This window comes from Cryobacterium sp. PH29-G1 (assembly GCF_030063365.1).
Classification (GTDB): domain Bacteria; phylum Actinomycetota; class Actinomycetes; order Actinomycetales; family Microbacteriaceae; genus Cryobacterium.
On sequence record NZ_JASISY010000013.1, the window covers coordinates 81,069 to 106,324 of the forward strand.

The window sequence follows — 25,256 nt, forward strand, 5'->3', positions numbered from 1 at the left end:
GTAGGGAGCCGCGTGACCGCGATTTTGATCACCGCGTTCGTCGCGCTCCTGATCGGGGCATCGCCGGCATGGGCGCATGGTGGGCTTGAGCGTTCCGACCCTCCCAACGGTGGGGTGGTCGCCGTCGGCAGATCCGCTCTCACCCTCTGGTACACGGAAACCATCGGCGCCAGCGCCAGCACCTTCGACCTCCATACGTCCGACGGCGTGCGGGTGGAAGTCGCGGCGTCCGTGTCCGAAACGGACAGCGGGGGCATCGTTCGGATCCGTACGGAACCGCTTTCGAAGGCAACCTATCTGCTGGATTGGAAGGTGCTCTCCACCGAGGACGGCCACTCGTCCAGCGGGTCGGTGCTGTTCGGCGTCGGAACACGTCCCGCAGTGGTCGCCTCCGCCACGGCGGATACCCCGGCTGCTCCCGAACTGCTACTACGCTGGATCGACCTCTCGGCGATCATGCTCGTAATCGGTGCGCTGGCCGTCTCTGGTCGCGTCTTCGGTTCAATGGGTGAGCTAGGAAACATTCCCCGCCGACGCTCGATATTTATCGGAACGCTCTCTGCCGGCGTCGCGGTCATCTCCGGAGCAATCGCCCCCTTTCTCCTCACGCATCGCAGCGGGAGTTCTCTCGGGGTCTGGTTCGACGCCACCTCGGCGACCTTGATCGACACACCATGGGGCAATCTGTGGCTCGCACGAGAATTTGCGCTCGTGATCGTGACGGGCTCCCTGTATTGGGCGACCGGGACGCGCCCCGCCGGTGGGCGGCTACGACTCGTGGCAGTGGCGTTGGCGGCAGTCGTGGCGCTGGAGTCGTTAGCCGGTCATGCCGCGACTCTGCCCAGCCGATCCGCGTTGGCTGCCTTTGCTTCTGCTTCCCACCTCGTCGCCGCGGGGGTATGGGCCGGCGGCCTCACAATCCTGGCCATCTGTTTGATCCCCCTGATGCGGCACCGGGACGTCCGAGGTCCAATCCTCGCCTCAGCCTGGCGCACCTTCAGCCCGATAGCGGCACTGGCAACGATTGTTTTGCTGGCGACGGGATTCTACGAGGCGGGTCGGCACATCCCCGATCTGAGCTCGGTCACCTCCACCGTCTACGGCGGCACCGTGGCCGTCAAGCTGGCGCTGGTCACCGTGGCGCTAGCGTTCGCGGGAATCAACACGCTGATCGTGAATCCCCGGTTGGCCGCTCGGGTGGGGCGCATCCTCGGTCGCCCCCTGGGGTGGGTACCGGTGCCGCGACGTCGGTTCAGCACCATGGTGGCCGCTGAGGTTCTCATCCTGGTCATCGCGGTCGGCGCCGCGGGCGTAGTGACCTCGGTTCCCACCGCACGGGAGATCAGCGCAGCGACGGGACAGACCGCTCTCCACACGGCCACTGCCGACGGACTCTTCGTCACGTTCGAGCAATTGGCCGCCGGGCCGGCTCAGAGCCGTCTGATCGTACGGGTTCGCTCGATCGTCAAGCTGGAGCAGGTACCCGTAAACGGGGTCGCCGTTACCCTCACCGGTCCGACCGGGACGACGGCCAGCGTGCCCCTCGAACAGATCGAGCCGGGCCGATATGAAGCAGAAACCGCCAAACCGATTCCCGGCGACTGGATGGCGGCCGTCACTCTGGAACGGGACGGCCTCCCCGCTGCGATCACACAAATCGGATGGACCGTCGCCACTGCCAGCCCCGAGGGCGCCCGTCCGCTGGAAATCCTGACTTCCAGTCTGGCCGTGCTGTTGCTTGCCGCAATGCTGGGTGGCGTGGGTTTCACCCGCCGCCGCCGCCAGATACCCGCCGGGCTGCCCACGACACTTCGTCCTGACCTGGCACTGAGCGAAACGACCGGGAGCCAACGATGAAGAAGATCCTTGCCGTGACCGCGCTGGTGGCCCTGCTGGTGGCCGGACTCGCGCCAACGGCATCGGCCCGACCCGGTGCCACCTCGGGATCCGGCAGCCTGACCCCAAAAGCGCAAGCGATACTCGCCTCCCTCCCGGCTGGCGAGATGACCACCATGATCGTGACGATGCGCGACCAGGCCGACCTCAAGCGAGTCAAAGGCACGACCCGGCCGGGTCTGCTGAAGGGCACAATCACGGAGCTCACCACCAAGGCGGACACCGCGCAGCGGCCGATCCGAAAGCTGTTGCGTGCCCGGACGACCCAGGGCAAGGTCGCCAAGACCACACCCCTCTGGGTATTCAACGGGATCTCGGTAACTGCCACCGCAGACGTCATCCAGGAGCTGGCCGTACGCCCTGACGTGGCGAGTGTCACCTCCGAGGAAGTCGTGGTGATCCCTGCCGTCGCGAGTCCGGAACCCAACATCGATAAGGTCAGCGCCCCGGCGCTGTGGGCCTCGGGCTTCTCTGGGCAAGGCGTGGTGGTCGCCAGCCTGGACAGCGGCGTCGACTCCTCGCATCCAGACCTCGCCGGCAGCTGGCGCGGTGGCACCAACAGCTGGTACGACCCCTACGGCGAGCATCCCCTCACCCCGACCGACCTCTCCGGCCACGGCACCGCGACGACCGGCGTGATCGTTGGCGGGGATGCCGGCGGCACAACGATCGGGATGGCCCCCGGCGCCAAATGGATCGCCGCTAAGATCTTCAACGACCGCGGCGCGGCGACAACCACCGCGATCCACCAGGCATTCCAGTGGGTGCTCGACCCCGATCACGATCCGAACACCGCAGACGCTCCCCAAATCGTCAATGGGTCCTGGTCGATCGGCGCCGGTCCCGGATGCGACCTGACATTCCAGCTCGACTTGCAAGCGCTCCGGACGGCTGGCATCCTGCCCGTCTTCGCCGCCGGGAACTACGGCTCTGCGGGTTCGACCAGCGTCAGCCCAGCCAATTACCCCGAAGCACTGTCGGTTGGCGCAGTCAATAACAACGATCTGATCTCCTCCACCAGCAGTCGAGGGTCATCTACCTGCGGCGGGCGAACCCGAGTTTTCCCCGATGTCGTCGCTCCCGGCGTCAACATTCGCACCACCGATCGCTATGGCCTGTATCAAACAGCCTCCGGCACCTCGATGTCCGCTCCGCAGGTTAGCGGCGCGCTGGCTCTGCTTCTGGGCGCGGTTCCCGGGGTTACCGCCGTCGACGTTCAGGCCGCTCTCACCAGTACCGCGCTCGATCTCGGCGTCTCCGGTGCCGACACCGCGTATGGCAACGGCCGACTCAACGTTCTCGCCGCGTACCAGTGGATCCTGAGCCAGAAGGATTTCGGGGTCGCAGTCACGCCAAGCGAAGCGAGTTCCACGGCCGGCGGCAGCGTGACCTACGCCGTTCAAATATCCCGGGCGTATGGTTTCAGCGATGCCATCTCCCTGTCGCTGTCCGGACTGGGCACGGCGCAGGCGGACTGGACCTTCACCCCCGCGGTCATTCCCACGGGTTCGAGCACATCCCAGCTGCTGATCACCACGTCGTCGACAATTCCGGCTGGCAGCTATCCGCTGACGGTCACAGCCAGCAGCGGCTTCACCAGCCGAACCGCTACGGCCACCCTGACCACCACGCCGCCCAGCGTGGCGGACGTCACCGGTCCGGAGACGTCCGCCGCGACCCTGATGCCAAGCCCCAACAACGGTACGGCCGACGCCGGCCTGCACGCCACCGCTGACGACACGGCGAGCGGCGGCTCCAACATCGCCGCAGCGGAGTACTTCACCGACGCAGTCGGCTCCGATGGAACGGGAACGGCGATGACCATCACCGCTGCTGCACCGAGCGCCGGCCTGGCTGCCACGATCCCGGCGGCTACCCTGAGCGCGCTGGCCGACGGCAGCCACACCGTTTACGTGCATGCCCAGGACGCAGCGGGCAACTGGGGATCTATGGCGACCACGAGCGTGCTGATTGACAAGACCGGCCCCGTCGTCACCGCGCTAGCGGCCTCAGCCAACCCGACCCAGGGCGCCACTTCGGTGACTTTGACGGCGCAGGCGACGGATGGCCTCACCGCGGTCGACCGAGCCGAATGGTTCACCGGCACCGACCCGGGCGCCGGCAACGCCACACCGATGACGGTCGCCGGGACCGGCCCGTGGAATCTGACTTCGACCTCGATCGACGTCAGCAGGTGGAGTGAGGGCGCCTACGCCCTCACGACACGGGCGCGGGACGCCGCTGGCAACTGGGGCGCGACCGCCGCCACGGTGCTGCAGGTGAGAGGGCCGTTGTTCCTCTCAACGTTCGGGAACACCAACCCACCCGGTGCAGGCGGCACCGCCGACGACGCCGACATTTACAACTGGAACGGCACAACCTACAGCCGGGTGGTCGATGCCACTACCGCGCCCTACGGCTTGCCCAGCAACGCCAACGTCGACGGCTTCGACCGGCTCGACGCCACCCACTTCTATCTGTCGTTCAGCGCGAGCAGCACGACTCTGCCCGGTCTGGGAGCGGTGCAGGACGAGGACGTCGTGTTCTACAACGCCGGCACCTGGTCGGTCTACTTCGACGGCACCGCCCGGGGCTTAACCGCGGCGAACCAGGATCTGGATGCGATCAGCGTCGTCGGCGGAACTCTCTACTTCTCGACCGTGGGGAACACAAACCCACCCGGAGTCTCCGGCACGGCAGACGATGCGGACATCTACAGCTGGAACGGCACGTCATTCGCCCGGGTCTGGGATGCATCGGCCAACGGATTGTCCTCCGGCGCCAACGTCGATGGTTTCGTCCGGGTCGACGCCACCCGCTTCTACCTGTCGTTCAGCGCGGACACGACGGTGCCGGTCGTGGGAGCCGTACAGGACGAAGACGTCATCTACAACAGCAACGGCTCGTGGTCGGTGTACTTCGATGGCACCGCTCACGGGCTCGGAGCCTCTGGGAACCTCGACGTAGACGCTTTCGATCTCCCCTAGCGCCACATCCGCTGTTCCCTAAAAAAGTCAGAGCATAATCCAAGCCTGTTTGACGCATAATGCGCGACGTGCATCTATCGCCGAGATCGAATTTCGGCGATACTTCGAACACGATTATTCGTCATGATCAGAGGACAGCCGATGAGCGACCCCGCAGTTGCCCCGCGTGTCGAATACCCACCTGCCATGACAGAGAGCCCCGGTGCGGCAATCCGGGTACTCATCGTCGATGACCATACGACGTTTACGGAGCTACTGACCGGGGCGCTTGACCGCGAACCGGATCTCCGCAGCGTTGGTTACGCCAATAACGCCGAGACCGGCGTCGAGCAGGCCCTGGCGCTTCGGCCCGATGTGGTCATCATGGATTATCACTTGCCGGGCGCCGACGGCATTTGGGCAGCAGCACGAATCCTGGAACAGGTCCCCGACACTCGGATTGTGCTGTTGACGGGCGACCCCACCCCTGAGGCATTCGTACAGGCAGCCGCAACGGGAATTTGTGCTTTTCTACCCAAGGACGGCTCTCTGGCGACCCTGCTTGATGCTCTCCGGCACTCACCAATCGGGGGGATGGTTGTGCGCCCGTCCCTGGTCGCGCAGCTCGGTGAGCTGCACGTATCCAAGCGCAATAGCGCGTGGGCTCCCTCCCTCACCCAACGCGAACGGGCAGTCCTGCGACTCATGGCGGAGGGTTACGACGTACGTGCCAACGCGAGCACGCTCGGGATTTCACAGAACACCTGTCGCGGCTATGTGAAGTCCATTCTCGCCAAGCTCGGTGCCCACACCCAGCTCGAAGCCGTCGTCGCGGCGCGCAAGCTCGACCTGCTGAGCCAGAGTCCGGATGCCTAGGCCGGACCGCCAGATGGCGGGGCCCCCACACGATCACACGGCCGAGGAACGATCAGAAGTCCGCTCCGCCGTCGGCCGATTTTTGCTGGCCGGGTTCGTCGCACTCGTCGTCGTCGGCACGCCCGCAGCACTCTGGATCCGCTCGCAGGCCGAGGCCCACGCTCTCAGCAACGTCACGCTGATGACACAACGGCTGGCTGACTACGCCCTGGCCCCATCGTTCACCGGCCCGCTCCTGGCGGGGAATCCGTTGGCCGTGCGCGCTCTCGACGCGCGCCTCGCACCCTGGCTGGACAAGGGTGCTGTGCTGCGCATCAAGGTCTGGAACGCGGACGGCAGAATTGTCTATTCTGACGTGTCGGAGTTGATCGGACAGCGCTACAGTCTCCCGGAAGCCGGGCCGGCCCTGCTGCTCGGAGGACCGGGCGTCACCGAGATCGGAACCTCGACCGAGTCGGAGCATGTCCTGCAGCCCCTTCCCGGCGACGTGGTCGAGGTCTACGTTGGGTCATTCGCCGCCACCGGAGCTCCCCTGGTCTTCGAGGCCTACTTCGACGACGATATTGTGCGGGAGGAGCAAACCGCCGTTCTCTTCGACATGGCCCCAGCGTTCCTCCTGGCCCTGGGGGTGCTTCAGCTGGCCCAACTAGTACCGGCCGTTCGGCTGGCCCGCAGAATCCAGGCCGCCCAGGCGGGGCGACGACAGCTCCTCCAGCGAGCGGTCGATGCCTCGGCCCTGGAACGACGCCGGATTGCACGTGACCTCCACGACGACGTCATTCAAGACCTCGCCGGGCTTTCCTACGCCATGGAGTCGGAGATCACCCGGGGAAATTCGGAGCATCTCCCGCTATTCAACCGTGCGCTCGGGCTCCTCCAGCAAAACGTTCGCACACTGCGGGCGATGACCACCGAGCTGTACACGCTCGACCTGGACGGGCACGGCTTTCCCGTTGCGCTGTCCCGACTCGCCGATCCCCTGCGCGAAAAGGGCATCGACGTGCGCCTCACGCTGCCGGAGAACAACACGCTGAGTCACGAGAATTCCGCCGTACTCTACCGAATAGCCCGGGAAGCGCTCGCCAACATCCTCAAGCACGCCGACGCGCGCACCGTGGGCTGCACCCTCGATGTGGACGGAGACCGGATACTGCTTCGTATCAGCGACGACGGACGCGGGTTCGACCACGCTGCGGGGGCTCCGCAAGGTCACCTCGGACTTCGGATGCTGCACGACACGATGCTCGAGGTGGGCGGGACTTTGGAGATCTCTTCGCTCCCCGGCGGAGGAACCGTGGTCAGTGCCAGTCTCGGCGACTCGAAAGCGCCGCCGGCCAGACCGACACGGGGCGGTGCACGTCACCCGCGACGCATGGCCGTCCAAAGGATCGCCAGCCCCGCCGATTAATTTGACCGATTCGTCGGAGCTTGCCGGTGCGGCCGCGGCACCTGAGGACTAGCTTGGAGGCGTGTCCTCTCCCGCGACCGATGCACGGACCGCACACGCCGCCGGCGTGGCGCGACTGCTCGCGAGCTATCGGGCGGCCGGGCCGTCGGCATCCGTTCGACTCGCCAAGCCCACGTCGAATCTGTTTCGGACCCGCACAAAAACGAACGCGAGGGGTTTGGAGACGTCGGGATTGACCGGCGTGCTCGCGGTCGACCCCACAGCGCACACAGCCGACGTGGGCGGCATGTGCACCTATGAAGACCTCGTCGCGGCGACGCTTCCCCACGGGCTGGCGCCATTGGTGGTGCCGCAACTGAAAACCATCACGCTCGGCGGCGCGGTCACCGGCCTCGGCATCGAGTCGACGTCGTTTCGCAACGGCCTGCCGCACGAGTCGGTCCTGGACCTGGACATCCTCACCGGCGCGGGCGAGCTGGTCAGAGTCTCACCCGGCGAACGGGGCGACCTCTATCGGGCCTTCCCCAACTCCTATGGCACGCTCGGCTACGCGGTGCGCCTTCGAATCAAACTCGAGCCGGTCAAACCCTTCGTCGCGCTCCGGCACCTGCGATTTCACTCGATTCCTGACCTGATCGTGACGATGGACCGCATCATCCAGACCGGTGAACTGCACGGTATCCACGTGGATTACCTGGACGGCGTGGTGTTCAGCGCCGAGGAGAGTTATCTCTGCGTGGGTACGCAGACCGCGGCATCCGGTGCGGTGAGCGATTACACCGGCCAGCAGATGTACTACCGCTCGCTCCAGCACGACAACGGCGTCAAGGAGGACCGGCTGACGATTCACGACTACTTGTGGCGGTGGGACACTGACTGGTTCTGGTGCTCGGAGGGCTTCGGCGCACAGCGTCCCACCATCCGCCGCCTGTGGCCGCGTTCGCTTCGCCGCAGCAGCTTCTACTCGACGCTGATGCGGTATGAACAGCGATTTCAGATTGGCAATCGGATCGAGCGTCTCGGTGGCCGGCCACCGCGCGAACGGGTCGTGCAAGACGTCGAGGTACCGATCGAACGGTCTGCAGAGTTTCTGGACTGGTTTTTGTGCACCGTGCCGATCCAGCCGATCTGGCTCTGCCCGCTCCGGTTGCGCAGCGACGATGGCTGGCCGCTCTACCCGATCAAACCGCAGCGCAGCTACGTCAACATCGGATTCTGGTCAACGGTACCCGCGGGCTCGGCTGACGGTCAGACGAACCGGCTGATCGAAGGCAAGGTCAGCGAACTGCAGGGGCACAAGTCGTTGTACTCCGACTCTTATTACTCCCGGGAAGAATTTTACGAACTCTATGGCGGCGAAACGTACGCGACCGTCAAGACGCGGTACGACCCCGATTCACGTCTACTCGATCTCTACGCCAAGGCGGTGCAACGACGATGACCACAGCCAGGGAACGTTCGCTGAAGAAGACGCACACGCCGGGACGACCGGACCCGAGCAGGAAGCTCACCCTCGCCGAGATCCTGGAGATTCTCACCGACGGTCGACTCCCGCTGCGCTTCACCGCCTACGACGGAAGTACGGCCGGGCCGCCCGACGCAGCACTCGGACTAGAGCTGACGTCGCCGCGCGGAACGACCTACCTCGCCACCGGTCGCGGCGATCTGGGACTGGCGCGCGCGTATATCGCCGGCGACCTCGCGGTACACGGGGTGCATCCCGGCGATCCCTACGAACTGCTCAAGGCACTCGCCGGCGAACTGGTGTTCAAACTGCCACCGCCGCGGGTGACGGCCAGCATCATCCGCTCGATCGGCACCCGGCATCTGCTGCCGATCAAACCGCCGCCGCAGGAGGCTCCGCCGCGCTGGCGTCGCGTCGCCGAGGGACTGCGGCACACCAAGGCCCGCGATGCCGACGCGATCCACCATCACTACGACGTGTCGAATACGTTCTACGAGTGGCTGCTCGGGCCGACGATGACCTATACCTGCGCGTGCTACCCGCGCTCCGAAGCGACGCTGGACGAGGCGCAGGCGAACAAGTACCGGTTGGTCTTCGACAAGCTGCGGCTGCAGTCGGGCGACCGGTTGCTCGATGTCGGATGTGGCTGGGGCGGCATGGTGCGTTACGCCGCACGCCTGGGCGTCGCCGCGACCGGAGTGACCCTGTCGGAAGAGCAGGCCACGTGGGCCCAGCGGGCCATCGAGGCCGAGGGCCTGGGCGATCTCGCCGAGGTTCGCTACGGCGACTACCGCGACATCACCGAGACCGGCTTTGACGCCGTGTCGTCGATCGGACTTCTGGAACACATCGGCGTGCATAACTATTCGTCGTACTTTCGCTTTCTGCAATCCCGGCTACGCCCGGGCGGACTGCTGCTCAACCACTGCATCACCCGGCCCGACAATCAATCCGAACCGTCCACCCGCGGTTTCATCGACCGCTACGTCTTTCCCGACGGGGAACTCACCGGTTCCGGCACAATCATCAGCGCAGCGCAGGACGAGGGTCTTGAGGTGCTGCACGAGGAGAACCTGCGCCAGCACTATGCGCTCACGTTGCGGGATTGGTGCGCAAATCTCGTCGAACACTGGGATGCCGCGGTCGCCGAAGTGGGGCTGCCCACCGCGAAGGTCTGGGGGCTGTATATGGCCGGGTCGCGTCTCGCTTTCGAGACCGGCGGGATTCAACTGCACCAGGTGCTCGCGATAAAGCCCGACACAGCTGCCGGTGCGGGCGCCCTGCCGCTTCGACCCTGGTGGAAACCCTGATCGAGCTGAGTCAGACCGCCGGCGAATCAACCACGGCGAGCACCGTCCCCTCTTGCGGAGATCATGACTTCGGCGTTACGCCGTCCTACTCTGCTGCCGGCAGCCGTGCGGCGTCCCTCAGGGTAGCCAGCAGAGCCGCGGGTGTTTCAGGATCGTCCAGAGAGATGGCGAACTGTTTCTGGTTTCTGGTCGTCACAATCAGGCCAGGGCCCTTTCTCAGAATGAGAGCGGATCGCCCGGGCATGATTCGATACCCCCACCCTCCCCACTCAGCCGGTCGCAGCTCCCCGGCCTCGAGCAGGTCGATATTCTTCATGCGGATGCGTTTCAACGGAAGTCGCAACACAGCTGAAACCACCCGCAGGCCGCGCCAATCTGCGGTCACACGCAGACGGATGAACGACGCAACGAGCAGTACCGCCGCCGTCATCGTGGCCATGCCGAAGAGCTCACCGCCGATTCGTCCGTCGATGACCATCGGCACATAGATCGCGCCGCCGAGAACGACCAGGATAATCGTCGCCCAGACGAAGATGTTTCCCGTGATGGTTTGCGACCAGGCGCCCGTCTCGCGTGCGGCCAAGGTGAACCGGCCGCGGACATCCGTCGCCTCAATGTGCGGTTTCGGCGAGATGAGCGACGGTATGAGCCCATACCCGGCCGAGGCCAACGACAGGAGGAACCACGGGCCGAGGACTACCTCATACGGGTCGCCAGCCCGCATCGTCAGACCAGCGGAGAGCAACCAGGAGGCCGCCCCCATTCCGCCGAACAGTCCGAAGAGGAACAAGCCACCCCGCCGGGCCCCCGCACTGATTCTGGACCACAAAGCGATCGCGACTCCGGCACCGGCAGACACCCCCGTTATTGCGAGGTATAGAGAAAAGAGCACGCTCGCGGCCATCGCGCCGTCGGCCGGGCCCGCCCCCGACCAATGCGAGGCGAGGTCAGTCGGCAGACGATCTCGCCAGGCCCACCACGACGCGATCACCACCATAGCCGGTACACACAAGGATGCCGCGGCCAGCAGTCTCCGCGTCATCTGGCTACTCACACTCTTGTCGCTCACGTAGTTCCGCCCCTCTGGATCAACCGCATAATGTCTTGCTGTGTCAGGCCGAGCTTTCGTGCCTCGCGCATCAACTGGGCCGCAAGCTCGGTCACTCGGATCAGACCCGGGCCAGCGTCGGGACGCACAAACGCCCCGCGCCCTTGACGCATCTCGATCACGGCGTCGTCTCGTAGCTGTGCGTAGGCGCGCAACACTGTATGCATGTTCACGCGCAGGGATTTCGCCAGATCCCGCGCCGGGGGCAGTCGCTCGCCGGGTTTCAGCTCGCCGTTCACAATCCCGGAACGCACCTGCACCGCAATTTGCTCCGCAAGCGACACCGTCAAGGCTGCATTCACCACGAACAACATGTTTGCAATCCTAGTAGAACAATCAATGCCCTGGCTGAAGCCGACGATTTCTTGCTCAGGCGATGAACAGGCGTTGCCACAGTTCGGCGAGGTAGTCACCGAACTGCCGGGGAGACCAGCCGCGGGTTGCGACGAGTTGTGTGTAGTGTTCTGCGCTGGCGGTCGCCCAGACGACATCCGCGATGTACGCGTCAGTCAGATCCTCGCGCAACTCTCCCGTGCGGCGCAGGTCGGCCGCGAACAGCACCATGTTCGCTGCGCGCCGGGATGAGATCTCCGCCTCGAGCGCCGCACAATCCGCATCCGATAGAGCCGCGTCGCGCAGTGCGATGAATACCGGAGCAGTCCTCGGGCTCATCCCGACGACCGCCTGCGCGTAGATGTGGATCTTCGTCGCCGCGGTGCCCGCCGCTCTCACCTGAACCACGTAGTCGCGTTCTTCTGCAGGAACCGCGCGGCTGGTTCCGGAGATTGCCGATTCGACCACCTCGCGCAAGAGCACTGGCTTGCGTCCGACGGTCGTATACAGGGTATCGACGGAGACTCCCGCTGCCGAGGCCACCTGGCTGACGGTTGTGGCGGCGTAGCCCTGTCTCGTGAACAGCTGCCAGGCCGCGTCGAGCACCTGTTGACGGGTCGCCGCCGCCTGCCCGGCGCGCAACGGTGAGTTGTACCGGCGGGGCCTCTTGACAGTGTGGGACACGGAGTCCACAGTATTACTGTATTCACCATAATTCCATTCGGACCAATCAAGGAGTTGCGCAATGGTCTACGCATTTATTCAGGATGTCCCCCTCGATCACGCCCGCTACCAAAGGGTGATGGAAGAACTCGGCCCCGAGCCCCTCGCCGGCCAGATACTGCACCTCTGCACCCGGCGAGCGGATGGCGGCCTGCGCTACATCGATGTCTGGGAGTCAAAGGAGGCCTGTACCCGCGCGTTCGACGAGCGCATCCACACTGCGGTCGACACGGCCTTCGGCGGAACACGACCGGGCGTAGAACCGCACGTTCAATTGCTCGACGTACTCGATATCACCGGCGTGGCAGTCAGCTGACAACCAACACCGCCTCCGTAGCTCCCGGCCGTGGCCGACTGGCGCCGGGCTCGACAATCGCACGGAGGCGGCTGCTGTCATCCACCCCGCGTAGAATTTGCGGATGACCACCGCGCCTGCACCGAGCATTGATCCGCACGACCTCGAGGTGACCCTGCGTGTGCTCGCCTCCCTCAGCGACATCGACCCCGACGACCCGAATTTCGTCACCGTGCGCCAGGCCACCGCCAAGATGTTCAAGTCGGTCAAGATGGTGCGTCGCATTGAGAAGCGCTCGATTATTGCCGACGCTGATCGGAGCGTCATCGCCGCCACCGCCACCGGCGCTCCCACCCGCATCGACGACGAGACCCGCGGGGCCCAGCTCTCTCTCGGCACCAGCGCGGCCACGGCCGGCGAGTTGCTCGTGCCGCGCGCCTGCTACATCTGCAAGCAGAAGTACACCGTGGTGGACGCGTTTTACCACCAGCTCTGCCCGAGTTGCGCCCTCTCCAGCCACGCCAAACGAGATGCCCGCACCGACCTCACCGGCAAACGCGCCCTGCTCACCGGCGGACGCGCCAAAATCGGCATGTACATTGCGCTGCGCCTGCTGCGTGACGGCGCCCACACCACCGTCACCACCCGGTTTCCGCGCGATGCGGTGCGTCGATTCGCTGCCATGCCCGACTCGAAGGACTGGCTGCATCGCCTGCGCGTTGTCGGTATCGACCTCCGCGACCCGGCCCAGGTGATCGCGCTGGCCGATTCCGTCGCGGCCCAGGGTCCGCTCGACATTCTGATCAACAACGCGGCGCAGACCGTGCGTCGGTCGCGCGGCTCGTACTCCCCCCTCGTCGAAGCCGAGGATTCCCCGCTGCCCGATGGACCGTTGCCCGAGATCGTGTCGTTCGGGCACGCCAACGATGCGCATCCGCTCGCGCTCGCCGCATCAGTCTCCGGGCATCCGCTGCTCGCGACCGCCTCGGGCGCCGGCACCCTCACCGCGGATGACCTCACGCGGCTGGCGCTCGCCGCCGGGTCGAGTTCCCTGGAACGCCTCGCCGCGGGCACGGCCATCGACGCCGGCGGACTCGTGCCCGACCTGCACGAGGCAAACAGCTGGACCGCGAACGTCGAAGACGTCGACCCGCTCGAGATGCTCGAGGTTCAACTCTGCAACACGACAGCGCCCTTCCTGCTGGTCAGCCGCCTGCGGGCCGCGCTCACGGCATCCACTGCCCGTCGCACCTACATCGTGAATGTGTCGGCGATGGAGGGCGTGTTCGGTCGCGGCTACAAGGGCCCCGGCCACCCGCACACCAACATGGCCAAGGCCGCACTCAACATGCTCACGCGTACCAGCGCCAAGGAAATGCTGGGTGACGGCATTCTCATGACGAGCGTTGATACCGGCTGGATCACCGATGAACGCCCGCACCCGACCAAGGTGCGCCTGGCCGAGGAGGGCTTTCACGCCCCGCTCGACCTGGTCGACGGCGCCGCCCGGGTGTATGACCCGATCGTGCGCGGCGAGGCCGGTGAAGACCTCTACGGCGTCTTTCTCAAGGACTACAAGCCCGGCGCCTGGTAAGTGCCGCGCAGCAAACGTCAGCGACGCTCGAGGATGACGACCGGGATTTCGCGGTTCGTCTTCTTCTCGTAGTCGGCGAAACCGGGATAGGCCGGGCAGAGCCTACGCCGGGGCACGACGATGTCGAGGAAAGCACAGGTCAAGATGGAAAAAAGTGCCGCTGTTAGGCTGACCGCATGCTGCGCAGAACGCTGATCACACCGACCGTGTTTCTTGCCCTCGTCGCGCTGACCGGATGTACGGCGCAGCCCTCCGCAGAACCGTCGGCCTCAGCTACTCCTCTCCCGACCGCCGTCGTGCCGGCCGCCGCGGCGAGTCTTTACACCTGCGACGATCTGGCCAGCCTCGATGACGTGGCTCACGCCCTCGCCACCGTCGACGGAACTGTGCCGACCCCGGTGGCCGCGATCCAGCCGTCGACGACACTCACCGATTATGCCGTGCCCGCCATCGGCGGTTTGTCCTGCTCGTGGCGTGTCGGCGCCGCGGCCGGTGACCCGATGGAATACCCCGCTGCTGCCGACTGGGCCTATCTCACTGTTGAGGTCGTGCCCGGAGGAGCCGAGACCTGGGCCCCGTCTTCCTTCGGCGATGGGCCCGCGGACCCGCTCACGGTCATCGACGGAATCGAGGCGGCGACCGGGTGCGGAGACCCCGGGTGCTTCGTGTCGGCCCCGGTCGGCGACGCCTGGGTGGAAATCGCGATGAGCACAATCTGGTTCGGCATCGGCAAGGGCCACTTTGCCGATATGCCGACCGACGCGATCCTGGCACAGCTGGAACCGTTCGCGGCATCCGTTTTCACCGCTCTCACGGGTGCCGACCCCGGCCAGCTGGTCTGGCCGATGGTCGAGCACGTCAACCGCGACCCGGCGTGCACCGGCGCGCTCAAGTCGCAAGGTGTGGCGAGAGCCCTCGGCGTCGACTCGCTCGAGTATGAAATTTTTGACTCGGCGCACATCGACCCGATCTACTTCGACGGATATGTGGCACAGCGAGCCGGGATATTCTCCTGCTCGGTGCGGGCTGCGGGCATCATGGGCACGTCGATCAGCGTGGGTTACGGTCTCGGCGGGGTCGTCGACCTGATGGTCACCACGCCCGACGCCCAGGCAGCGCTGCCCACGATCGCTCTGGAAGGCGCGGTGGACGGCGAGCACGCCGTGCAGGTGTGCGCCGATGCCTCAGGCTGGTGCACCGTGATCTTCTCGCTGGGCCAATCGGCGTACCAGGTCGAATCGCGCACCGACGCGGTCGCCGTCGCCGAGGCCATCATCGCCCAGGCGCGCTAACGACCTCCAGCCGCGGCGGGACAACGCCCACCACCTCACCATAGGAGCACAGATGACCGAGGACACTTTCGATCGCGACGTAGTGCGGTCCGTCAAACAGTTCATGGACCGGGTGGTGTCCACAGCGGATGACCGCGGCCGGCCCGGGCTATCCCCCCTCGGCGAGGCGGTCACCACTCACCTCGGCGCGGACGCATCGACCCTGCCGGTGGTGTCGGAGACCCTCGCCGATCACCGACTGGTCGACGCCGATATCGCCCTCGGCACGCTGGCCGGCCCCGATCCGGCCGCTCTCGTCGGTGTCTCCGGCGGGCAGCAACGATTTCACTCCACATTCGCCGAGCTTGCGGCGAGCCCGTTTCAGGCCTTCGGACTCGGCCCGGTGGACTATTCGGCCCGAGCGACCGGGCCGACGTCGACGCGGCAGGTGGTCTCGTTCGGGCTGCGGCTCATCCGCTTCAACGCAGAGCCGATCGCGGTGCTGCAACGCGCCGCGAACCCACAGTTCGGGCGCAACACCGCCGAACTCGAAATCATGGCGGTGTCGGCCGACATCGTCACGGCGTTCCTGGAGCACCTGCGCCAGCTCATGATCGAACACAGCGTGCTGCGCGGCCAGGTATTGTCGTTCGTGCAAACCGAATACGGGGCCGGGGCCGGAATCACGTTTCTGGACCGCCCGGTCGTGCCGGACGAGGCGGTCGTTCTGCCGGACGGTATCCTCGGCACCATCACCGACCACGTCATCGGAATCGGCGCGCAACGCCAGACCCTGCTCGCCGCCGGCCAACACCTCAAGCGTGGGGTGTTGCTCTACGGGCCTCCCGGCACCGGCAAAACCCTCACCGTGCGCCACCTGCTCAGTGAAACCCCGGGAACCACCGCCGTATTGCTGACCGGCTCCAGCATCGTGCACATCGCTGCCGCCGCCGAGATCGCCCGCACCTTCGCGCCGTCGATCGTTGTACTGGAGGACATCGACCTGGTCGCGATGCAGCGCAACGCGACCCCCCAGCCCCTCTTGTTCGAGGTGCTCGACGCCCTTGACGGTCTCGACGGCGATGCCGACGTGGCCTTCGTCATGACCACCAACCGGGTCGAGGTGCTCGAGCGGGCCCTCGCCGAACGGCCGGGCCGGGTCGATCTCGCCGTGGAAGTACCGTTGCCCGAGCTGGCTGAACGCGAGCGGCTGTTTCGGCGCTATGCGCAGGTGCTGCCGTTCAGCCCGGCCGCCCTCGATGCCGCAGCCCGTCGAGCGGAGGGCGTGACCGGGTCCTTCGCGAAGGAACTTATTCGCCGTGCCGTGCTGCGCGCCGCGCTCCGCGGCGACACTGTCGACGACACCGACCTGCAGGTGTCCCTCGATGACCTGTTGTCGTCGGGAGAGTCCCTCACCCGACGGCTCCTCGGCACGAGCAGTGGCGAAACTGGGCGCTGGCAGCCCGATGAGGAGCCGGGCGACGGTCCAAGCGGCGGCAGCTACGTTCCGTTGCCCGGTTCGGCGGCCGTGATGACACGCCAATTCGCCTCATTTGGATCGAGCGGGCCTATAGCTTCGGTCGCACCAAAATCGCCAGACGACGATCAGGGCCAGTCCGATCACGCCGACGAACCCCAATGACGGCGGGGCATCCTTGCCGAGGCGGAGGTCAGGCGAGCCAGTGCAGTGACCGGCCGTGCGGCTGGGCCAGAGCGATCGGCTCGCCGTCGAGCGCCAGGATGAAAGCGGATGGCGGAATTGACTCGGCCAGTGCCGGCATTCTCGAAAGCCGTTCCAGCACACCGGGAACCACGCTCTGCCCCTCGTTGGACAGCCAGCGCACCGGCAACTCCGCCATCTGCGCAGCGAACCGGTTGCGATCAGTCTCGTCCAGATAGGCGAGCACGGCAGTGTGGAAGACCACGACCGTCGCCCCGGCCGGCGCCCGGGCCACGAGCGCCGCGATCTCGCGATTGAGGTCTCCTCGCACGATCTCGACCGGCTGCTGCCGGGCCACGGAGACGGCCGCCCGAAGTCGTTCCCGCCGGTCCTCGTGCTCAGGCCAGATCAGGGCTTCGAGCCAGGCCACATCTGCTTCGCTGCGCACGTCGAGCGGGTTGAGATCGATACCGGCGCGCCAGACGATGTCGGGCATCCGCTCGGGCAGGGGCACCGGGCCGGTAACGGTGCACTCCAGCACCACGGGGCTGGGACCGTCGACGGGGTGCAGCATCCGCTCGCCGCCATCACCGTCACCGTCACCGTCACCGCGCCGATACCGGTAGCTGTACCGGTCGGGGTGCAGGCAGAGGCCAGCGGATGCCCCCACCTCGATGAGCGCGAGCGGCCCGGCCAGCGCCGCCAGGGCCGGCAGCAACACCGCGCAGCGACCGGGTTCGTTGGTCTGGGTGGCGTGGGTCAGGCAGGTTGCGGCGACGAGGTCCCAATGCTCGCGCAGCCAGGCGGCGAACGCGGGGTACTCCCCCACCGGCGCCCCGTGAAACCGGGCCGCGCTGAACACCAGGTTGGGCTGCCGTTTGACGGCGGGCAGCTGGTTGATCACCGACACGAGCGCCGGGTCATTCGCGACCCCCGCAGCCCACGCTTCGTAGCAGGCGCTCATCCCACGGGCCTCACGCGAGGCGAAGGCCCGGTAGCGCTCGTCGGTGGCAACGCCAGGATCAGTGCTCTCTCTCATGCCGACATCGTAATCATGGTTAGGCTTGCGGGGTGCGCTGGCGCCACGAGTGCCAGAGCTTCACCCTCGCGAAACGGATCGCGAATCGAATCGTGCATCGAATTGGAGAACAAAGTTGCCTGGAGAAAACCTCACCCGCATCGAAGCGACGGAGCGCGCAGCGCTCGTCACAGTAGCGAGCTACAACGTTGTGCTCGATCTCACCACCGGCCCCACCACGTTCGGCAGCACGACCACGGTGCGCTTCACCGCCGTCCCGGGCGCATCGACCTTTATCGACGCCATCACGGCGCAGGTGCACTCGGTCACGTTGAACGGTGCCGTGCTCAATCCGGCCGTCGTCAGTGACGGCATCCGCATTGCTCTGGACGATCTGCAGGCCGAAAACGAGCTCGTCGTCGTCGCCGACGCGCTGTACACCAACACCGGCGAGGGACTGCACCGCTTCGTCGACCCGGTCGATAACGAGGTGTACCTGTACAGCCAGTTCGAGGTGCCCGACTCCCGCCGTGTCTTTGCCGTGTTCGAGCAGCCCGATCTGAAGGCCAAATTCTCCTTCACCGTCACGGCCCCGAGCGCCTGGCAGGTCGTGTCCAACTCCACAACGCCCGAACCAACGGATGCCGGCAACGGGGCGAGCACCTGGGCGTTCGAGCCGACCCACGCCATCTCGAGTTACATCACTGCGCTCATCGCCGGCCCCTACGCCGTCACGCGCAGCGAACTTACCTCGAGCGACGGACGCATCGTGCCGCTCGGCCTGTTCGGCCGCAAGAGCCTGAGCGAATACCTCGACGCCGACTACATCTTCGAGAAGACGCGCCAGGGCTTCGCCTACTACGAAGAGAAATTCGGCTACCCCTACCCGTTCGACAAGTATGACCAGCTGTTCGTGCCGGAGTTCAACGCCGGTGCCATGGAGAACGCCGGCGCGGTCACCTTCACCGAAACGTACATTTTTCGCTCCAAGGTGACCGACGCCATCAAGGAACGCCGTGTCGTGACGATTCTGCACGAGCTGGCCCACATGTGGTTCGGCGACCTCGTCACCATGACCTGGTGGAACGACCTCTGGCTCAATGAGAGCTTCGCCGAGTGGGCCTCAACGATCGCCACCGCCGAGGCCACCGAGTGGCATGAAGCCTGGACCACCTTCGCCGTGATGGAGAAGAGCTGGGCCTACAAGCAGGACCAGCTGCCCTCGACCCACCCGGTCGTCGCCACCATTCGTGACCTCGACGATGTGCTGGTCAACTTTGACGGCATCACCTACGCCAAGGGCGGTTCGGTACTCAAACAGCTCGCTGCCTGGGTGGGCATCGACGCCTTCTTCACCGGCGTCGCCTCCTACTTTCAGAAGCACCAGTGGGGCAACACCGAACTGCGCGACCTGCTCGTCGAGCTGGAGGCGGCCAGCGGCCGCGACCTGCGCGGCTGGGCGAAGCTGTGGCTCGAGACCGCGGGCGTCAACACCCTCCGCCCCGAGATCGCCGTCGACGACGCCGGAACCATCACCGGGTTCACGGTGCGCCAGACCGCAGCAGCCGACTACCCCACCATTCGCCCGCACCGCCTCGCGATCGGCTTCTACGATTTCGATGACGCGCACCAGCTCGTGCGAACGCATCGGGTCGAACTCGATGTTGACGGTGAACGAACGGATGTCCCCGCCTTGGTCGGCCGCCAGCGTGCCGACCTGATCCTGCTCAATGATGATGATCTCAGTTACGCCAAGGTGCGCCTGGACCCCGCCTCGCAGGCCGTCGCTCTGGAACACCTCGCCGCCATTGCGAGCCCGCTCGCGCGCGCCCTGGTCTGGGGTTCGGTCTGGGATGCCACCCGCGACGCCGAAACCACGGCCCGCGACTTCGTGCGTCTGGTGCTGAACAACGTGGCCACCGAGACCGAGTCGACGACACTGCGCACGGTACTCGGTCAGGTCGTGCTCACCGCCAGCTATTATGTGGCCGAGCCGCACCGCGCCGCCGTTCGCGACGAGGTCGCCGACACGCTGTGGACGCTCGCGCAGGGCGCGGCGGCCGGCAGCGACGCCCAATTCCAGTTCGTCAAGTTCTTCGCGGGCGTAGCCGCCACCCCGACGCAACTCGACAACGTGGCCGCACTGCGCTCGGGCAGCACCCTGCTGGGGGGCCTCACGGTCGACACCGACCTGGCCTGGGAATTGCTCACCGCCCTGGTCGCCGGTGGCCGGGCCGGCGCAGCCGAGATCGATGCGGCGCTGGCTGCTGACAACACGGCCACCGGCGCCCAGTCGGCCGCCCTCGCACGGGCCGCCGTGCCGACAGCGGAGGCGAAGCTCGCCGCCTGGGCGTCGCTTATCGACGTCGATACGGCCGCGACGACCATCGTGCGCACGACGGCTGCCGGGTTTCTGCGGGTAAACGACGCGGCACTGCTCGAACCGTTCACCCAGACCTACTTCGACATGCTGCAAGCGGTGTGGGAGGCACGCAGCTTCTCCATCGGCGAGAAGCTCGTGATCGGCCTGTACCCGTCACCGCTGAATAACCAGGCCCTCGCCGATGCGACCCAGGCCTGGCTCGACGCGAACCCCGAACCGGCGGCCCTGCGCCGTCTCGTCGTCGAGAACCTGGCCGGCGTGCAACGTTCACTGACGGTACAGGCGCGCGACGCCGAGTAGTTCGCGGGAAGCGCACACCCCGAGAACCCCTCAATCGACCTCAGGTCGGTGGCGGGGTTCTCGCTGCGCCACAGTTCACAGCAAACTCCACGCAAACAAAGAGGATGCCGGTGCCCGCGGGGCATACACCGGCTTGCACCAGCCACGGTTCGGGCGCAGCAGAACCCTGCCGGGGCCGCATCACGGGTGCCGTCGACGCCCCTCGGTAGACTGGCTTTGATATGAACTGGGAAACTTTCTGGGCCGGGGTCGGTACCAACATAGCCAATATTCCATGGGCCGATTTCGGGGGCAAACTTTTTGCCGTCACGGCGATCATCGTCGTATCTTTCGCCCTGCGCTGGGCGCTGCAATTCGTCATTCGGCGCGTCGTGCAGCAAATCGTCTCCGGAGTCAAGAAAACCCAGAAGGTTGACGACACCCAGGCCCTGAACGTCTCGCCGATGGCCGCCGTACGCGTGGTGCAGCGTTCCCGCACGCTCGGCGCCGTGCTGGCGAACATCGTGAACGTGTTCATTCTGGTCACCGCGCTGCTGCTCATCGTCACCACCCTGAACAAAGACATTCTGGGATCGTTCGCGCTGATCAGCGCGGCGATCGGTGCCGGCCTCGGTTTCGGCGCTCAAAACATCGTCAAGGACATTCTCAACGGATTGTTCATGGTGGTGGAAGACCAGATCGGGGTCGGCGACGTCGTCGACGTTGGATTCGCATCCGGTGTCGTCGAAACGGTCGGTATTCGCATTACTCAGATCCGCGATATCGACGGCACACTCTGGTTTGTGCGCAACGGCGAGATTCTGCGAGTCGGCAACATGTCGCAGGGCTGGGCCCGCGTCATCATCGACCTCGCCATCCCGTACAGCTCCGACGTGGAGGCCGTGCAGGACGAGCTCCTGCGGGTGGCAAGCGCTCTCTCCTCCAGCCGCAAGTGGCGCGCCTTCATATTGGAGAAGCCTGAGATCTGGGGCCTGGAGTCGATCACGGCCGAAGCCCTCGTTACCCGGCTCGTGGTCAAGACTCGTGTCTCAGCCCAGTGGGACTTCGCCCGCGACCTGCGCCTGCACCTGAAGAAGGCCCTCGACGGCATGGGCGTACCGCTCACCCCGCTCAACAGCGTGGTCATGACCACCGGCGACGGTACCCTCGACAATTCAACCGTCGGGCCGGCCGAGGGCGCCCTGGACGCTGCCGAGGAGGCCGCAGCCGCGGTGCCGACCGTTGTCGCCGTGGCGCGCACCGGCCCCGTCGCGGTGAAGAAGCCCCGCGGACCGCGCAAGCCTAAAACCGTGCCGGCCCCGATGAAGACTCCCGATCCCGATACTCGTAGCGACGGCAATGACGACTGACCCAGCCCCGTTGTCGGCTCCAGCCGGAACTCCCCAGAAGAAAGCTGCACCCGTGACCACTGAGCGACACCCGACCGACCAGGCGGCCACCCCCGCCGCCGTCCACCTGCGCGCAGGTGAGAACGGTGCCGCAGCGGTACCGACGTTTTTCGACGAGGTCGGCGGAACGCCTTTCTTCGAGAAACTCGTGCACGACTTCTACGTGGGTGTCGCCACCGACCCGGTGTTGAAACCGATGTACCCCGAAGAGGACCTCGGCCCGGCCGAACACCGCCTGGTCATGTTCCTCGAGCAGTTCTGGGGCGGACCCGGCACGTACAGCGAGCAGCGCGGTCACCCGCGCCTGCGCCAGCGCCACCAGCCGTTCAAGGTCAATCCGGATGCCCGCGACCGGTGGCTCGGTCACATGCGCGTTGCCGTAGACGCGGCGAATTTGCCGCCGCTGCAGCAGGGCATCCTCTGGGATTATCTTGAGCGTGCCGCTTTCGCGATGGTGAACAGCTTCGAGGAGTAGTCCCACCGCCGCAGGTGCGCTCCAATTGGCTCGTCCAGCCAACGTCGAAGGGTGCGCCGGCATCTGGCGTGGGGCGTGAGGCTGTGCAAGGCTGCCCGTATGAGCCGCATTGATCCTCAGCCCAGCACGAACGAACGCGCCACCCTCCTGGAATTTCTCGACTATCAACGTGCGACAGTACTCATGAAAGCCGAGGGCCTCGGCGTCGCAGAAATGAACCAACCGATCTCCACGTCGACGCTCACGCTGTCCGGCCTGCTGAAACACTTGGCGCTCGTGGAAGACTACTGGGTTCAAGTGCGCTTTCTCGGCCTCCCCGAGCAAGAACCGTGGGCCAGCGCTCCCTGGGACGATGACCGGGACTGGGAGTTCCACAGCGCGCAGTTTGACGACCCGAACGAGCTTCGCGATCTCTACCGGGCGGCGTCTGAGCGCACGCGCCAGGCACTCATCGGCATCGACCTCGACACCCTGTCCGTCGGCGAGAACGGCGATGGAACGCATTGGAACCTGCGCTGGATCCTCACCCACCTGATTGAAGAGACGGCGAGGCACAATGGTCACGCCGATCTGCTCCGTGAAGCTATCGACGGCACGGTCGGCGAATAACAGGCGGTCGACTGCCGGCGGGAGCACGTCAATCAGCACTGTCTACCAGCTGCTTCGGGTTAGCGGGCGTCCCGGACGGATCCGTCTATTCTGTGCTGCATGACGCGATATGTGATCGACGCCCCCACACTGCTGCACCTCGTGAGCGCCGGCATCCGTCCTGCCGCCGGCCACCAGCTCGTCGCCCCCAGCAGCATCCGCTCGCAGGCTCTTGCGCTGCTCTTCGCCGCCGTGCGCACCGGTGAACTCACCGAGGAGCAGGCCCTAGAGCAGCACGAGCGCCTGACCGAGCTGAAGCTGCGGTTGCTCGGAGACCGGGTTTCCCGCCGCACGGCGTGGCGGATCGCCCGCGACCACGACTGGGAGACGATTTCCGATGCGGAATACATCGCAGTGGCTCAGCTGCAGGCGGACGCCCTGGTAACGATAGACCCGGCCCTGGCTGCCAAAGCGGAACACCTCGTACCGCTCGCCCACTTGGACGCGCTCGTCAACGCCTGAAGGCAAGCGGATGCTCCGCCGACATCGTCGAGTGGCATGCTTGACTATCGTGCAGGCATCGGACCCGCGGAAAGAAGCAGTGCGCCATGGACATGCGACTAGAGCTTGTACCCCTTCCCTCAACCGACGTCGACCGCAGTAAGGCCTTCTACGCCGACCAGCTGGGCTTTCAGGTGGATCACGACGTGGAACCGGGCAACGGCATGCGGATCGTCCAGCTCACACCGCCCGGATCGGCCTGCTCCATCGCCATCGGAGCGGGGTTCAGCGACCCACACGCGCCGCCGGTACTGAATCTCCATCTGGTGGTCGACGATGTCGCAGCCGCCCGCGACAAGCTCATCGACAACGGTGTAGCAGTGTCCGAGGTCAGCGATATGGGCGGAGGTATTCTGTACGCCTTCTTCAGCGACCCCGACGGAAATTCCTGGGCGTTGCAGCAAATCTCACGATAGGGCGCTGCCAGCGCGACGGAGACGGTACCGTGTGGGGATCATGACACTCGAGCAGCTTTTGGACGCCGTCCGCAACTTCGACGATCTCGTGGAACTGGCTCCAGTCGAGGGCAGCGACTACCCCGAGATTTCGTGGGGCGATCACTTTTTTTACTACGACCCCGACGCGAGAATTCCCGACAACGTGCAGCCGTACACCACGATTGTCACCAAGGACTATCCCGACAACGAGCAATCCGCCTTGAATCCGGCCGGTCGGTGGCGCGTGAATGTCCATGTCGGTCTGTCCCGATCGGCGACGCTCACCGGCGGCACGCCGGGTGATATCACTGCCTCCGACTTCAGGGCTGCTGATGTCTTCCTCCCCCACCCGGTATTCGGGGCGCTCGGGTGGATTGCCGTGGTGAACCCCGGTCCCCAGACCGAGAGCACTGTCATCGAACTGCTGCGCGCGGCGCATGGCGAGGCTCGGCGACGCATGGACCGTCGGTCAGATCTGAACGCTGTAGGCAAGCCTGCCCCGGATCACTGACACCGGGGAGCTCGGCACCACCGATGAGCACGGAGAACACGGAGAACACGGAGAACAATAGTGCTCCCCCTGGACCAACCACGTGCGCGTTGCATGCGACGCCGGGTGCGACAACTTCGTGGTCTCGACCATACTTGTCAGCGTACTCAGTCAGCCCCCGTGACCTTTGTGGCATTACGTCACCGAGACAGGGCCGGAGCAAACCTGCGCGTTTCGATCCTGCGCGCGGGTTCGATGTCTGGGAGCAGTGTTCGAATTTCGCCGGACTTCAGTGACGTGCGGTCTGGGCGGGCGACGCGGGCGATTAAGTGCCGCCACGGCGAAACGCGCAGCGCAGCGCAGCGCAGCGCAGCGGATGATCTGGGTTTTCACCCGCCGGAAACATTTCTTTGGGTATTCTTTGGTGGATTTGGGCGGTTTCGTGCTTGTAAGCATGATTTTTCCTCGGGAATGTCGGTGGTCGGGTGTTGGGTTGAATCATGAACAACGTGGCGGTCGACTCCCCGGTGGGACTCGCGGTAGGGCTCGCGGTAGAGCTCACTCGGGCGGCGGCTGCTGTGGCCGCGCTCGGTGGGTCCAGTGCCGAGTTCGCCGGGCTGTCTGATGCGCAGGTGCTTACGGCGCGCGGTCCGATTGCTGATCTGTTGCGGTTGAGCAATACGGTGGCGGCGTTGTTGGCGGGCACGATTG

The 25,256-nt window shown here is 65.6% G+C and carries 23 protein-coding genes; 18 read left to right on the forward strand and 5 right to left on the reverse strand.

Going from position 1 to position 25,256, the window contains the following annotated elements:
* The first annotated feature begins 12 nt into the window (after positions 1 to 12).
* The 6 genes from QMK22_RS14525 to QMK22_RS14550 all read left to right on the forward strand — a co-directional run bounded on the left by QMK22_RS14525 (position 13) and on the right by QMK22_RS14550 (position 9,921).
* Positions 13 to 1,857, forward strand: a complete 1,845-nt coding sequence (locus tag QMK22_RS14525; protein ID WP_283498363.1) for a copper resistance CopC/CopD family protein — start codon at positions 13 to 15, stop codon at positions 1,855 to 1,857.
* Positions 1,854 to 4,883 carry a S8 family serine peptidase gene (locus QMK22_RS14530; protein WP_283498364.1) on the forward strand — a complete coding sequence of 1,010 codons (3,030 nt, stop codon included), beginning with the start codon at positions 1,854 to 1,856 and terminating at the stop codon, positions 4,881 to 4,883. The genes QMK22_RS14525 and QMK22_RS14530 overlap by 4 nt, the downstream gene beginning before the upstream one ends.
* Positions 4,884 to 5,069: 186 nt before the next feature.
* Positions 5,070 to 5,738, forward strand: a complete 669-nt coding sequence (locus tag QMK22_RS14535) for a response regulator transcription factor (protein ID WP_283498365.1) — start codon at positions 5,070 to 5,072, stop codon at positions 5,736 to 5,738.
* Between the two features lie 13 nt (positions 5,739 to 5,751).
* Complete coding sequence (locus tag QMK22_RS14540) at positions 5,752 to 7,146, forward strand: sensor histidine kinase (protein ID WP_283498366.1); 1,395 nt, start codon at positions 5,752 to 5,754, stop codon at positions 7,144 to 7,146.
* A gap of 61 nt (positions 7,147 to 7,207) precedes the next feature.
* A complete protein-coding gene (locus QMK22_RS14545) occupies positions 7,208 to 8,587 on the forward strand; it encodes an FAD-binding oxidoreductase (protein ID WP_283498367.1) in 1,380 nt (459 codons plus the stop codon).
* Entirely contained in the window at positions 8,584 to 9,921 is a 1,338-nt protein-coding gene (locus QMK22_RS14550) for a class I SAM-dependent methyltransferase (RefSeq protein ID WP_283498368.1), read from the forward strand. Before QMK22_RS14545 ends, QMK22_RS14550 begins: the two co-directional genes overlap by 4 nt.
* A gap of 85 nt (positions 9,922 to 10,006) precedes the next feature.
* Here QMK22_RS14550 and QMK22_RS14555 read toward each other — a convergent pair whose 3' ends face one another.
* From QMK22_RS14555 to QMK22_RS14565, 3 genes are read right to left on the reverse strand one after another with little or no spacing between them, the layout of a single operon-like run.
* Positions 10,007 to 10,963, reverse strand: a complete 957-nt coding sequence (locus tag QMK22_RS14555; protein WP_283498369.1) for a hypothetical protein — start codon at positions 10,961 to 10,963, stop codon at positions 10,007 to 10,009.
* 23 nt (positions 10,964 to 10,986) lie between these two features.
* Positions 10,987 to 11,343 carry a GntR family transcriptional regulator gene (locus tag QMK22_RS14560; protein ID WP_283498370.1) on the reverse strand — a complete coding sequence of 119 codons (357 nt, stop codon included), beginning with the start codon at positions 11,341 to 11,343 and terminating at the stop codon, positions 10,987 to 10,989.
* A gap of 55 nt (positions 11,344 to 11,398) precedes the next feature.
* A complete protein-coding gene (locus QMK22_RS14565; protein WP_283498371.1) occupies positions 11,399 to 12,055 on the reverse strand; it encodes a TetR/AcrR family transcriptional regulator in 657 nt (218 codons plus the stop codon).
* Between the two features lie 52 nt (positions 12,056 to 12,107).
* On the opposite strand from QMK22_RS14565, the gene QMK22_RS14570 reads away from it, so the two are divergent.
* Both QMK22_RS14570 and QMK22_RS14575 read left to right on the forward strand, forming a co-directional pair.
* Positions 12,108 to 12,401: a hypothetical protein gene (locus QMK22_RS14570; protein ID WP_283498372.1), complete on the forward strand. Its 294-nt coding sequence runs from the start codon at positions 12,108 to 12,110 to the stop codon at positions 12,399 to 12,401.
* Between the two features lie 103 nt (positions 12,402 to 12,504).
* Positions 12,505 to 13,974 (forward strand): SDR family oxidoreductase, encoded by a 1,470-nt coding sequence (locus QMK22_RS14575; RefSeq protein WP_283498373.1) that lies wholly within the window; start codon positions 12,505 to 12,507, stop codon positions 13,972 to 13,974.
* Between the two features lie 17 nt (positions 13,975 to 13,991).
* On the opposite strand, the gene QMK22_RS14580 is transcribed toward QMK22_RS14575, so the two are convergent.
* Positions 13,992 to 14,117 carry a PNPOx family protein gene (locus QMK22_RS14580; RefSeq protein ID WP_283498374.1) on the reverse strand — a complete coding sequence of 42 codons (126 nt, stop codon included), beginning with the start codon at positions 14,115 to 14,117 and terminating at the stop codon, positions 13,992 to 13,994.
* A 33-nt stretch (positions 14,118 to 14,150) separates the two neighbouring features.
* Here QMK22_RS14580 and QMK22_RS14585 point away from each other — a divergent pair, with 33 nt between their 5' ends.
* Entirely contained in the window at positions 14,151 to 15,266 is a 1,116-nt protein-coding gene (locus tag QMK22_RS14585) for a hypothetical protein (protein ID WP_283498375.1), read from the forward strand.
* 52 nt (positions 15,267 to 15,318) lie between these two features.
* Positions 15,319 to 16,887 (forward strand): AAA family ATPase, encoded by a 1,569-nt coding sequence (locus tag QMK22_RS14590; RefSeq protein ID WP_283498376.1) that lies wholly within the window; start codon positions 15,319 to 15,321, stop codon positions 16,885 to 16,887.
* Positions 16,888 to 16,915: 28 nt separating this feature from the next.
* Here the strand turns inward: QMK22_RS14590 and QMK22_RS14595 are convergent, their stop codons facing one another.
* Positions 16,916 to 17,944 (reverse strand): DUF2332 domain-containing protein, encoded by a 1,029-nt coding sequence (locus QMK22_RS14595; protein WP_283498377.1) that lies wholly within the window; start codon positions 17,942 to 17,944, stop codon positions 16,916 to 16,918.
* Between the two features lie 115 nt (positions 17,945 to 18,059).
* On the opposite strand from QMK22_RS14595, the gene pepN reads away from it, so the two are divergent.
* The 8 genes from pepN to QMK22_RS14635 all read left to right on the forward strand — a co-directional run.
* Positions 18,060 to 20,606 (forward strand): aminopeptidase N, encoded by a 2,547-nt coding sequence (gene pepN, locus QMK22_RS14600; protein WP_283498378.1) that lies wholly within the window; start codon positions 18,060 to 18,062, stop codon positions 20,604 to 20,606.
* Positions 20,607 to 20,827: 221 nt separating this feature from the next.
* A complete protein-coding gene (locus QMK22_RS14605) occupies positions 20,828 to 21,955 on the forward strand; it encodes a mechanosensitive ion channel family protein (RefSeq protein ID WP_283498379.1) in 1,128 nt (375 codons plus the stop codon).
* Between the two features lie 106 nt (positions 21,956 to 22,061).
* A complete protein-coding gene (locus QMK22_RS14610; RefSeq protein WP_283498389.1) occupies positions 22,062 to 22,469 on the forward strand; it encodes a globin in 408 nt (135 codons plus the stop codon).
* 99 nt (positions 22,470 to 22,568) lie between these two features.
* Positions 22,569 to 23,078, forward strand: coding sequence for a DinB family protein (locus QMK22_RS14615; RefSeq protein WP_283498380.1), 510 nt, complete (start codon positions 22,569 to 22,571; stop codon positions 23,076 to 23,078).
* 99 nt (positions 23,079 to 23,177) lie between these two features.
* Positions 23,178 to 23,579, forward strand: a complete 402-nt coding sequence (locus QMK22_RS14620; protein WP_283498381.1) for a type II toxin-antitoxin system VapC family toxin — start codon at positions 23,178 to 23,180, stop codon at positions 23,577 to 23,579.
* Between the two features lie 86 nt (positions 23,580 to 23,665).
* Complete coding sequence (locus tag QMK22_RS14625) at positions 23,666 to 24,034, forward strand: VOC family protein (protein WP_283498382.1); 369 nt, start codon at positions 23,666 to 23,668, stop codon at positions 24,032 to 24,034.
* Positions 24,035 to 24,074: 40 nt separating this feature from the next.
* Positions 24,075 to 24,566, forward strand: a complete 492-nt coding sequence (locus tag QMK22_RS14630) for a DUF6194 family protein (RefSeq protein ID WP_283498383.1) — start codon at positions 24,075 to 24,077, stop codon at positions 24,564 to 24,566.
* 479 nt (positions 24,567 to 25,045) lie between these two features.
* The coding region (locus QMK22_RS14635) for a hypothetical protein (RefSeq protein ID WP_283498384.1) at positions 25,046 to 25,256 on the forward strand (211 nt) is incomplete at its 3' end.